This window comes from Nonomuraea sp. NPDC050691, from assembly GCF_040654455.1.
Taxonomy (GTDB): Bacteria; Actinomycetota; Actinomycetes; order Streptosporangiales; family Streptosporangiaceae; genus Nonomuraea.
Genome location: NZ_JBFAIA010000074.1, coordinates 25,928 through 36,963, shown reverse-complemented (window position 1 = coordinate 36,963; position 11,036 = coordinate 25,928). Strand labels below are relative to the sequence as shown.

11 protein-coding genes are annotated in these 11,036 nt (G+C 74.3%); 4 read left to right on the top strand and 7 right to left on the bottom strand.

Features of this window, described 5'->3' with window-relative positions; translation table 11 throughout:
• Window positions 1-2,225, top strand: a 2,225-nt coding sequence (locus tag AB0H81_RS24925) for a glycosylhydrolase-like jelly roll fold domain-containing protein (protein ID WP_358378983.1), incomplete at its 5' end; no start/stop codon positions are given.
• An 8-nt stretch (window positions 2,226-2,233) separates the two neighbouring features.
• On the opposite strand, the gene AB0H81_RS24920 is transcribed toward AB0H81_RS24925, so the two are convergent.
• Together AB0H81_RS24920 and AB0H81_RS24915 are read right to left on the bottom strand one after the other, a co-directional pair.
• Window positions 2,234-2,794, bottom strand: coding sequence for a TetR family transcriptional regulator (locus tag AB0H81_RS24920; protein WP_358378980.1), 561 nt, complete (start codon window positions 2,792-2,794; stop codon window positions 2,234-2,236).
• Window positions 2,791-3,114 (bottom strand): multidrug efflux SMR transporter, encoded by a 324-nt coding sequence (locus tag AB0H81_RS24915; RefSeq protein WP_253776943.1) that lies wholly within the window; start codon window positions 3,112-3,114, stop codon window positions 2,791-2,793. The genes AB0H81_RS24920 and AB0H81_RS24915 overlap by 4 nt, the downstream gene beginning before the upstream one ends.
• A 144-nt stretch (window positions 3,115-3,258) precedes the next feature.
• Between AB0H81_RS24915 and rbsD the strand changes: the two genes are divergently transcribed.
• Complete coding sequence (gene rbsD, locus AB0H81_RS24910; RefSeq protein WP_358378977.1) at window positions 3,259-3,648, top strand: D-ribose pyranase; 390 nt, start codon at window positions 3,259-3,261, stop codon at window positions 3,646-3,648.
• 20 nt (window positions 3,649-3,668) lie between these two features.
• On the opposite strand, the gene AB0H81_RS24905 is transcribed toward rbsD, so the two are convergent.
• The 4 genes from AB0H81_RS24905 to AB0H81_RS24890 form a co-directional block, all read right to left on the bottom strand.
• Window positions 3,669-4,373 carry a transposase gene (locus AB0H81_RS24905; RefSeq protein ID WP_358378991.1) on the bottom strand — a complete coding sequence of 235 codons (705 nt, stop codon included), beginning with the start codon at window positions 4,371-4,373 and terminating at the stop codon, window positions 3,669-3,671.
• A 26-nt stretch (window positions 4,374-4,399) separates the two neighbouring features.
• Window positions 4,400-4,591 (bottom strand): hypothetical protein, encoded by a 192-nt coding sequence (locus AB0H81_RS24900; protein ID WP_358378994.1) that lies wholly within the window; start codon window positions 4,589-4,591, stop codon window positions 4,400-4,402.
• The gene (locus AB0H81_RS24895; RefSeq protein WP_358378974.1) at window positions 4,570-4,971 is read right to left on the bottom strand and encodes a serine hydrolase; all 402 of its coding nucleotides are present in this window, start codon (window positions 4,969-4,971) and stop codon (window positions 4,570-4,572) included. Before AB0H81_RS24895 ends, AB0H81_RS24900 begins: the two co-directional genes overlap by 22 nt.
• A 244-nt stretch (window positions 4,972-5,215) precedes the next feature.
• Window positions 5,216-6,085, bottom strand: coding sequence for a substrate-binding domain-containing protein (locus AB0H81_RS24890; protein ID WP_358378988.1), 870 nt, complete (start codon window positions 6,083-6,085; stop codon window positions 5,216-5,218).
• 11 nt (window positions 6,086-6,096) lie between these two features.
• On the opposite strand from AB0H81_RS24890, the gene AB0H81_RS24885 reads away from it, so the two are divergent.
• The gene (locus AB0H81_RS24885) at window positions 6,097-7,059 is read left to right on the top strand and encodes a hypothetical protein (RefSeq protein ID WP_358378971.1); all 963 of its coding nucleotides are present in this window, start codon (window positions 6,097-6,099) and stop codon (window positions 7,057-7,059) included.
• A gap of 57 nt (window positions 7,060-7,116) precedes the next feature.
• Here AB0H81_RS24885 and AB0H81_RS24880 read toward each other — a convergent pair whose 3' ends face one another.
• Window positions 7,117-8,010 (bottom strand): AraC family transcriptional regulator, encoded by an 894-nt coding sequence (locus AB0H81_RS24880; RefSeq protein WP_358378967.1) that lies wholly within the window; start codon window positions 8,008-8,010, stop codon window positions 7,117-7,119.
• A 326-nt stretch (window positions 8,011-8,336) separates the two neighbouring features.
• Here AB0H81_RS24880 and AB0H81_RS24875 point away from each other — a divergent pair, with 326 nt between their 5' ends.
• The gene (locus tag AB0H81_RS24875) at window positions 8,337-11,033 is read left to right on the top strand and encodes a family 78 glycoside hydrolase catalytic domain (RefSeq protein WP_358378964.1); all 2,697 of its coding nucleotides are present in this window, start codon (window positions 8,337-8,339) and stop codon (window positions 11,031-11,033) included.
• Window positions 11,034-11,036 lie beyond the last annotated feature (3 nt).

Sequence of the window (11,036 nt, the reverse complement as noted above, 5' to 3'; positions counted from 1 at the left end):
AGACGCTCCCCGGCGGGCCGCTCGGCGGCCTCGCCCGCTTCGCTCCGTCGGTGGACGCGCTGGGCCCGCTGCTGTCGCCGCTGCGCCGCGTGGAGGCCCCCGTGCCGCCGCTGGTGCGTGAGGTGGACGGCGCGACGCTGGTCTACCTCCAGGCCGCGTTCCCCATGGCCAGCCGCGTGGCGGTGGAACACCCCGACGCCCGGGGCGCCGACCAGGGCTGGGACTCGGCCACGATCGACTTCGACCCGGCCCGGTACGCCGCCGACATGCCGGTCCGGGTGCGGGGCGTCGCGGGCACGCCGCTGCTGGTGGACCTGTTCACGGGCGGGGTGCGCGCGCTGCCGTGCGCGGTGGACGGGGACCACGTGGAGGTGGTGGTGCCGTTCGACGCGGGCCCGGCGGCGCTGCTCGTCTTCACGGGTCACGAGGCGCCGCCGCCCCCGCCCGCCGTCCCGGCCGGGGCGCGCGAGGTGGACCTCGACGGGGGCTGGGAGATGGAGCCGGTGCCCACCCTGGACGACACCTGGGGCGACCTCGGCCACGACGGGCCCGTGCTGCGCCGGTGGGAGGTGGAGCACCGCCTCGACGGGGACGCCGCGTGGGGGCCCGCGTACGCCACGTTCGGCCCGCACGGGGTGTGGCACCTCACCTCAGCCGACGTGACGGCCCCCGGACCCGCGGACGGAGCGCCCGGGCTCGCGGGCGACCGCCCCGCCACGGACGAGCCCGCCGAGCACGCGCGCGACCGGCGGCCCGCGGTCTTCTCGGTGTCGCGCGGGATCCGCAAGGACCCGATCCACCGGGTCACCCTCGGCCCCAAGGGACACGTGCCGGAGGAGTTCCTGGACTTCGGCCGGGTGCCCGCGGGCCGGGCCGCGTGGTTCCGGTGCGAGCTGACCGTCCCGGCGTGCGGGGACACGGGAGGCGAGGCGTACCTCGCGGTGGGAGCGGCGGCCGCCAAGGCGGCCTGGATCGACGGCACGCCGGTCCCCCTCGGCGACCGGGGCTACCTGGCCGTGACCCGGGAGCCCCTATCGCCCGGCACGTACCTGCTCGACCTGCGGCTCGCCCCGGAGGAGCCGGACGGCGGGGACGCGCCGCTGCGCGCCCACGTCGCCGTCGTGACGGACCCGGAGGCGTACCTGCGGCCCGAGTGGATCGCCGGCCCCGAGGGGCCCGCCGAGCTGACCGCGACCTTCGTCCCGCGCGGGACCACGCTGCAGGTGGCGTCCACCGCGGCGTGCCGGGTCCTCGTGAACGGCGTCGAGCTGGGCCGTCAGGGCGGCTTCGACCCGTACGCGGACAAGCGCAAGCCCCGCGTGCGCCGCTACGACGTGGCCACGGCGCTGCGGCCGGGGCCGAACACGGTCACGGTCCGGGTGGGGGACGGCTCGGAGCCGGTCCTGGTGGACGGCTGCGCCGTGTCGGGACCGGGCTGGGAGGCGGTCCAGGACGGCGTGCGGACGCCGGCCCGCGTGCGCCGGTCCCAGTATCTCGACCCGGCGGCGCTCCACCTCCCGCGCCGCCCGCACCCGCTCCCGGACACCTCCTGGCTGTCGGGCGCCGGCGGCGGTCCCGTGGTGCTGCGTGCCGTGCTGGCCGAGGAGGGCGCCGCTGGGCGGGTGGAGTGGCTGCGGTTCCGGGTGCCGCCGGGCGCCACCGCCGTCCGGGTGCCGCTGCGCGGCAAGGCCGTTCTCATGCTGGACGGCGAGCCCGTGGTGGAGGGTCCCGTGGAGGGTACGGGTCTGCTGGACGTGCCGCTCGGCGGGCGGTCGGGGCCGCGGGTGGCGACGTTGCGGGTGGAGACCGAGGCCGGGCACGCCGGCGGGGCGATCCTGACGGGGCCGGTCGAGTTCGACGCCGGGCCGGGGCCGATCGAGCTGGGCGACTGGGAGCGGACCGGCCTGCCGGAGTACAGCGGAGGCGTCCGCTACCGCCGCACGGTCACGGTGCCCGCGACCGGTTCGGGGGTGCTCGATCTGGGGCGGGTGCGGGGAACGGCCGAGGTGCGGGTCAACGGACGTCCGTGCGGGGTCAGGGTCTGCTCGCCGTACCGGTTCGACGTGGGCGCGGCGCTGCGGCCCGGGGAGAACACGGTGGAGATCGAGGTGTACGGCACGCTCGCCCCGCACCTCGACGCGGTGAGTCCCACGCACTTCGTCTTCCCCGGCCAGCGGGTGACGGGCCTCTTCGGCCCGGTCCGCCTCGTCCTGCTCGAGGCGTAGCACGCCGCTCAGGTGGTGTCCATGGCGGCGTCCATGCCCAGGAGCGCGGCCAGCGACCGTTCCAGCGACTCCGTGTCGAGGGGCTCGTCGTTGATGAGGGAGTGCAGGAGGGCCCCGTCGACGAACACCGCGGCGGCCCGGGCCGCCCGCGCGCCGGCGTGCCCGCTCAGGCTCCTGGTCAGCCCGTCGAGCCACAGGCGGGCCAGGGGCCGCAGCTCGGGCCGGTGGGCCGCCGCGGCGTAGAGCTCGTTCCAGGTCACCATCCGGTCGCGTTCACGCAGGTAGTCGGCCGTGAGCGCGGCGAGCGTGGCGGGCACGTCCGCGCTGCGCCCCAGTTCCTCGTGCCAGAGGCGCAGCGCCTCCTCGGTGACCTCGGCGGCGCGCGCGAGGGCGGCGGCGACCAGGTCGTCCAGGGAGGCGAAGTAGTACGTGGTGGCCCCCAGCGGGACGCCGGCGCGGGCGGCGACGAGCCGGTGCGTCAGGCCGTTCACCCCGACCTCGGGGATCAGCTCGCAGGCGGCCTCGATCATGCGGCGGCGGCGCTCGCCGGGGTTGCGCCGGCCGGTCAATGCGCACCCGCCAGGTTGAGCGTGACGACCCCCGCCACCACCAGCGTGACGCCGGCGACCTTCGCCACAGTGAGCGGCTCGCCCAGGAAGAGCATCCCGATGATCACGATGAGCGTCGTGCCGAGACCCGACCACACGGCGTACGCGACGCCCACCTGCATGCCGCGCTCCAGGGCCTGCGTGAGCAGCAGGAAGGCCGCGCCGTAGCCGGCCAGGCAGCCGAGGGTCGGCCAGAGCCGGGTGAACCCCTCGGTGGTCTTGAGCAGGCTCGTCGCCACCACCTCGGCGACGATGGCCAGGGCGAGGAACACGTACATCATGGCCGGCTTCTCCAGAAGTAGTACATCCGTACATGTACAAACGTACTACTACGCGGTCGGCCCGCGACATCCCCGGGTGTCGTTCCGCGTCCCGTCCGGACCGGGCACGTACGGTCGGGTCATGCGGACACTGCGGAGCGCCCCGTGAAGCGCGGCGGCATCCTCAACGCCGCCCTGGCGGGGGCCCTCGCCCGGCTCGGCCACACCGACCGGGTGCTGGTCTGCGACAGCGGCATGCCGCTGCGGCGCGGCGCCGAGGTCGTGGACCTGGCGTTCCTGCCCGGGATCCCGGCGTTCGAGACGGTGCTGGCCGGGCTGCTCTCCGAGATCGTCGTGGAGGGCGCCACGGCCGCCGAGGAGGTGCGCGAGGCCAACCCCGCGTGCGACGCCCTGCTGCGCGCGCGGCTCCCCGGGCCTGCGTACGTGCCCCACGAGCGTCTCAAGGAACTGGGCCGGGCCGCCGAGCTGGTGGTCCGCACGGGCGAGGCCCGCCCCTACGCCAACGTGATCCTGCACTGCGGCGTCCCCTTCTGAGGTTGAAGCGCTCCCCACGACTATGGTCGGGGGATTCCAGCCAGCTCGGGGCTCGCCGTAGCGTGGCCCTGAGCTGCTGTTGCTTGGCGGTTCGCCTTGCGGCCCACACGGTTGCGTGGTTTGCGCGCCCCAGCCCGCGCACCCGGTCCGGGTTGTGCGTGCTCCGCCCTCCCGGCGGTGAGGACGTTCTTGGCGGCGTTCACGTCGGCGTGCTCGGTGTGGCCGCACGAGGTACACCGGAAGACCGCTTGGCTCTTGCGGGACTTCCGATCCACCACCGCGCACACGTTGCACGTCTGGCTGGTGTACGCCGGATCCACGGTGATCACGTGGGTGCCCGTGTAGCGGGCCTTGCTGCGGGTGGCCAACTCGATCCGGTGCCAGCCCTTGTCCAGGATGGACCGGTTCAGACCGGACTTGCTTGCAGCCCCGTTGGGCAGGAACGCGCCCGACTGTTCGGGGTCTGGCTTGGGCGCCACCCTGGCGGTCATGTTGGTGGTCGACAGGGCCTCGAACACGATCAGCTCGAAACTCGTGGCCAAGGTGTGGGCGATCTTGGCGGCGAAGTCGGCGCGGCGACGCCGCACCTTCGCCAACGCCTTGCCCAGCTTCGCGGCGGCGTGCTTGCGCCGGGCAGAGCCCTTTCGTGTGCGGGCCAGGCGACGCTGGAGCGTGGCGGCGTGTTCGACCTCCCGCTCGCGGGCGAAGACCTGGTGGTGGAAGATGCCGTCCGAACGGGTGACGACCTTGGTTACACCCTGACCCTGCCACCGAGCGGGCGGGTGATGCGGAAGCGCACCCAGCCGAGCTTGGGGAGTTTCGCCCGTGCCCAGCGCCGGTTGAGCCGCTCGATGGCGATCTTGGCGCCCTCGGGGAACCGAAACGACGGCCGCGTCCTGGCCCTGGACTTCCAGCCGACCTTCAGGTCCCATGCAGGCCACACGCCTGGTCCAGGTCGATGAGCGTCTGCTGAAGGCAGTGGCCGGGCACCTCGGCCAGCCACGCGAACTCGCCCTTGGCCTCAGCGAGCTGGCGGGCCTGTTCGTGGTAGCCGATCCACGCCTCCCGACGGCGGTAGGTGCGGCGCTGCTCCAGGGCGGTGTTCCACACACTGCGGCAGACGCCGCCGATCCGCTCAGCGAACTCCGCCTGACCAGGGGCCAGGTCCAAGCGGTACTCGTAGCGGCGCACCGGCGCGTGCAGGTCCACCCTGCCCTCCGCGGCCAGGCGCATCAGCGCGGTCGCCGTGAAGGTCTTGGTCACCGATGCCAGGTGGAACAGCGTCTTCTCGTCGACCGGCAGGGGGTTGGCGAGGCTCGTCACCCCATGCGAGGCGTACGTCTCCGGCCGCCCGCCGGCACCCCCGCGGTGACACCGGGGATGCCGAACTCCTCGGCCGCCGCCTCGACGAAACCGGCCAGCTTCTCCTGCGACATCGTGGTCACTCCTTCTCCCGTGCTCGAACGGCGTGATCCGCGCGAGGTCGTGGCGCCTCGCGCAGGTCACAGGCTGGCCGCCGCCACTCTCACGGTCCTGACAGCGCGCTGACACGCTCTCTCAGGGGCGATCAGGGGCGGGTGGCGGGCAGGGAGGTGGCGCGGACGACGAGTTCGGGCTCGAACCGTCCCCGCATGTCGTGCTCGTCCTCGACGCCGAGCAGGAGGCGGACCGCGCTCGCCCCGAGCGCCGCCGAGGGGTGGCGGACGCTCGTGAGCGGCACGATGGCGAAGTCCGCGAACTCTATGTCGTCGTACCCCACGAGCGAGACGTCCTCCGGCACCCGCGCCCCGCCGACGATCAACCCGTGCAGGAGGCCGAGCGCGAGCAGGTCGTTGCCGGCCACGATCCCGTCGGGGAAGTCGCGCCCGGGGCGTTCGAGCAGCGCGCGCGAGACCTCCTCCCCGGCCTTCGCGGTCTGCACCCGCACCCGGACCACCTCCAGCGAGGCCGGCTCCCCCGACTCGGCGATCGCCCGCCGGACCCCCGCCAGCCGCAGGTCCACGTGGGGATGGGGGCCGCCCGCGAACAGCAGCCGCCGTCTGCCCTGGGCGAGCAGGTGGGCGGCGGCGAGGTGGCCGCCCCGCTCGTTGTCGCCCGAGATCGCCGGGTAGCTGTGCGGGCCCGGCGCGACGCCGACGAGCACGAACGGAGTCCCCCGGCTCCTCAACCCGAGCAGTTCGGCGGGCACGTCGCCCACCGGGGCGGCGACGACGCCGCTCACCTGCTGCGACTCGAAGAAGTTGATGTAGGCGCGCTCCCGCTCGGCGTTCTCGTCGCTGTTGGCGAGCAGGATGAAGCGACCGTGCGCGGCGGCCTCCGCCTCGGCGCCCGCCGCGATCTCCGCGTACACGGGGTTGGCCGCGCTGGAGACGAGGCCGCGGGGCCTGGGGTGACCGCTTCGACTGGGCCCGCTACAACTGCTTCGCGCTCGGCCCAGGGGGGCCTGCCGTGATGGCCCGGGCGCACAACCGCGACTGGCTCGCCCGGGTGCGCGACGGCGGGGAGCGCTCGGCCAACCCGTACTCGGCGGGGCCGATGTTCACGCTGTCCGAGCAGCCGATGGACTACGAGACGCTGGCCGGCATCTACGCGGCCGTGCGCGCGGAGGCGCGGAGGCGGGGGCTGGAGGTGCGCCTGCTGGAGTACCTGGAGCCGGGGCCCGAGTTCTGCCGCAGCGAGTGGAAGACGGTCCTGCACCCCGAGGTGGCGGCGAGCGCCGCCGACGCCGGCGGGCACCTGGTCCCGGGCGTGATCGACGTGACGGCGCCACTCGCGGCCGACGCCCGCCGGTACGCCGCCTTCCCCGGCGGCATCCCGGCCGGCCTGCCCGCCGGGGACTTCGCGGCCGCCCAGACGGCCGCGTTCACCGGCGACTTCGGCCTGGACGGAGTGCTGCTCGGCAACCAGTTCGGGCTGGTCGGTTTCTGGCACCCGGACAACGCGCCGCCGCTGACCCCGGAGCGCTCGGGCGGGGTCGAGCGGTTCTTCCTGCGGCTGCGCGCGGCCATGGGCGGGCGCCTCGTCTACTGGATGGACACCTACTGGCGGGCCGAGGTGGAGCGGACGGCGTGGGGCATGACCGACGCCGCGTACGGGAGCCTCGACGCGATCCTGGTGAGCACGTTCGCCGTGCTGGTCGAGCGCACCGAGATCGTGCCGAACCTGCTGAGCAAGGCCGCGCTCGGCGGGCCGCGCCCACTGCTGGGCCTGGACTTCGTGGATCCCTGGTACTGGTACCGCACGTACCTCGACGACCGCCGGACGTACCTCTACCAGCGGGAGGTGCTGGCGGGGCACGCCGGGTCGGTGGCCGGGGTGTCGTTCTTCGCCAACGACACCTTCGGCCACTTCATGCCCGCGGCCGAGCTGGCCGCCACCCTGGAGGTGGTGAGGAAGGCCGAGCCCGGGTGAGATCGTCGCCGTCCGGCTGCCGGACGAGCCGCCGGGCCGGAGGGCCGGGCCGTCAGGTCACGGGACCCGGATGCGGAAACGGGTGCGGTACGTCGTGGCGCTCAGCCCGTAGTAGCCCTTGAAGCGCCGCGCGAAGTAGCTCTGGTCGGCCCACCCCACCGCCTGGGCGATCGAGGTCACCGGCTCGTCCGTGCGCAGCAGCAGGTCGGCCGCCGTCTCCACCCGCAGCCGCGCGAGGTACGCCATCGGCGGCAGCCCCGTGGCCGACTTGAACAGCCGCACCAGATACGCGGGGCTGAGCCCGACCGTCCCGGCCAGCTCCCCCAGGGTCCACTCCCGGGCCAGGTCCGCCTCCACCATCCGCACGACCCGCATGACCGTCGGGTGGGTGAGCGCGGCGTCGGCGCCGCCCTCGTCCCGGCCGGAACCGACCGTGCGGGAGAGCAGACCGAGGAAGAGCGACAGCCAGCCGATCACGTCGGCCCGGTGGTGCCGGATGCTGCGCTCGCGGAGGCGGTCGAGCTGCTCCAGGTAGCCGACGGAGACCCCCAGATCGTGGTCGTCGAGGTGGGCGGTGAGCACGCCCCGGCGTTGCAGCGAGTGCGGGCCGGTCCAGAGCAGGTAGCCGAGCAGGGCGTCCTCGCGAGTCCAGGACAGCTCGTTGCGCAGCAGGTCGGTGCCGACGCAGCAGTTGTACAGGTCGAGCCCGGCACACCGCTCGTACCCGTGCCACACCCCCGGCCGCAGCAGCACGACGTCGCCGACGGCCAGCCCGTGGCGCCCGGACGCCGAGTGGTGGACGGCGGTGCCGCCCACGACGACGGCGATCTCGACGAAGCTGTGCGTGTGGACGGGCTCCTCGCCCTCGTGCGGGTAGCGGCGCGCGTAGGCCGGCGAGCCGTCGTCGAAGTGGAGCAGCCCGCGGGTCATCTTGAGCGGCGATCCCGTCACATCGGCCACCCTAGCCCCGCAGATCAGGTCAATTTCCTCCAAGTCAGATGTCTTTCGTGCTATCTGCGAAGCCTCACCACCTCGGATGATGCTTCGTGTCCGCTCATTCACATCCCGGACACGAGCCGGTCCTACCCGCGGCCTCGGTGCGACGGACTTCCTTCCGCAGCCTCCTCGTCCCGTCCCGCGCTCCGGCCGGGCCGCCACCCGCGGCCCGGCCGGGCGGCCCGTCACCCGGCGCGCCGGTCGCCCAGGAAGATCCGGCGCCCAGGACGCACGAAACCCCCCGCACACTCCCGTGAAAGACAGGCAGAGGAAGGATCATCGTGCCCAGCCTGACCCCGTACGGCCTGACCTGCGAACTCCTGGAGGAACCCCTCGGGCTCGGCGAGCCCCGCCCGCGCCTGTCGTGGCGGCTGGCCTCCGGCGTGCGAGGCGACGCCCCGGCGGCGTACCGGCTGCGGGTGGCGGCGCGGCCCGAGGACCTCGACGATCCCGCGCGGCTGCTGTGGGACACCGGCCTGGTCGAGCCGCCCGAGACCCCGTACGTGCGCTACGACGGCCCCCCGCTGCAGTCCGGCACCCGCTACCACTGGCGGGTCGCGGTGTGGGACGCGGCGGGCACGCCGGCGGGCGAGGCGACGTCCTGGTTCGAGACCGGGCTGCTGCACGCCGGCGACTGGAGCGCCGCCTGGATCGGTCCCGACCCGGCGCTCGTCGCCGTCGCCGACCCGCCGCGCGACGACGACCGCACCGAGCGCACCCGGCCGCTGGCGCCGTGCCCGCTGCTGCGCCGCGCGTTCCGGGTGGAGGGGACGGCCGTGCGGGCCCGGGTGTACGTGAGCGCGCGCGGCCTGTACGAGCTGTCGATCAACGGCCGGCGGGTCGGCGACCACGAGCTCGCCCCCGGCTGGACCGACTACCACGAGCGCGTCCCGTACCAGGTGCACGACGTGACGGACCTGCTGCGCGAGGGCGAGAACGTGATCGGCGCGACCCTGGCCGACGGCTGGTGGAGCGGCTACATCGGCTTCGACGTCCGCCGCCACGCCCTGCACTACGGCACGGCGCCGCAGTTCCTCGCCCAGCTCGTCGTGGACCACGCCGACGGCTCGCGCCGCGTCGTCGCCACCGACGGCACATGGCGGAGCGGGCAGGGCCCCGTCGTCTACAGCGACCTGCTCATGGGCGAGCGGTACGACGCGCGCCTGGCGGCCACGGGCTGGGACGCGCCCGGGTTCGACGACCGCGGCTGGGCCCCGGCCGCCGTCCTCGACCGCGACCTGTCGGCGCTGACCGCGGCCACCGACCGGCCGGTGCGCGCGGTGGCCGAGCTGCCCGCCATGTCGGTCACGCCGCGCGGCGACGGCCGCCACATCGCCGACCTCGGCCAGAACATGGTGGGCCGGGTCCGCCTGACGGTGCGCGACCTGCCGCGCGGCGCCACGGTCAGGCTGCGCCACGCCGAGATGCTCGACGACGGCGAGCTGTACCTGGACAATCTGCGCACCGCCGAGGCCACCGACCACTACGTGGCGGCCGGGGAGCCGGTCGAGGTGTTCGAGCCGCGCTTCACCGTCCACGGGTTCCGGTACGTGGAGATCAGCGGCCTGCCCGGACCGCTGCGCGCCGAGGACGTGACCGGCGTCGTGCTCGTGAGCGACACGCCGGCGGCGGGCGAGTTCCGCTGCTCGGACCCGATGGTGACGCAGCTCCAGGCGAACATCGTGTGGGGGCAGCGGGGCAACTTCGTCGCGGTGCCGACCGACTGCCCGCAGCGCGACGAGCGGCTCGGCTGGCTGGCCGACGCCCAGGTGTTCCTGCCGACGGCCGCGCGCAACGCCGACGTCGCCGCGTTCTTCGCCCGCTGGATGCGGGACGTGGTCGGCGCCCAGGACGCCGACGGCGCGTTCCCGGACGTGGCCCCGAAGATCTGCGTCACCAACGAGGGCGCCCCGGCCTGGGGCGACGGCGGCGTCATCATCCCGTGGCAGCTCTACCGGCTGTACGGGGACGTGCGGGTGCTCGAACGCTCGTACGACGCGATGGCGGCCTGGGTGGAGTACGTCCGCAGGCACAACCCGGACCTGATCTGGCGCGACCGCGTGGGCAAGCACTACGGCGACTGGCTGCAGATCGGCGTGGAGACTCCCAGGGAGGTGCTGGCCACCGCCTACTTCGCCCGCTCCGCCCAGCTCACCGCGCAGGCCGCCACCGTGCTCGGCCGCAAGGACGACGCCGCCGTGTACGCCGAGCTGCACCGCTCGATCCGGGAGGCGTTCGTCGAGGCGTTCGTCGAGCCGGACGGGCGCGTGGCCGGCGGCACCCAGACCGCCTACCTGCTCGCGCTGGCCTTCGACCTGCTGCCCGGCCACCTCGTGCCGGCCGCCGCCGGCCACCTGGCCGCCGACGTGGAGGCCCGGGGCCGGCACCTGACGACCGGCTTCCTCGGCGTGTCGCTGCTGTGCCCGGTGCTGACCGAGCACGGCCACGCCGACCTGGCGTACGCGCTGCTGCACCAGGAGGACTTCCCGTCGTGGTGCTACTCGATCCGGCACGGCGCCACCACCATCTGGGAGCGCTGGGACGGCTGGACCGAGGAGGGCGGCTTCCAGTCGGCGAGCATGAACTCCTTCAACCACTACGCGCTCGGCTCCGTCGGCGACTGGCTGTACGGGCGGGTCGCCGGCATCGACCAGGACTCCGGCTCGGTCGCCTACCGGCGGCTGCTGCTGCGGCCGACCGTCGGCGGGCGGCTCAGCTGGGCCAGGGCGCACCAGGAGACACCGTACGGGCGGGCCGCGTGCGGCTGGCGCCTGCAGGACGGCGCCGTCACCGTCGAGGTGTCCGTGCCGCCGGGCGCGACGGCCGTCCTGCACGTCCCCACCTCCGACGCGACGGCCGTGCGCGAGAGCGGCATGCCGGTCGAGGCGGCCGAGGGCGTGCGGGTGGCCGGCGAGTGGCACGGTGTGCTGGCCGTGGAGCTGGCCTCCGGCGACTACACCTTCACCGCCCCCCACTGACTC

What these genes read in the sequence shown, in the direction of transcription:
- AB0H81_RS24915 (WP_253776943.1), bottom strand. Translation starts at nt 3,114, where the DNA reads ATGATGTACGTGTTCCTCGCCCTGGCCATCGTCGCCGAGGTGGTGGCG.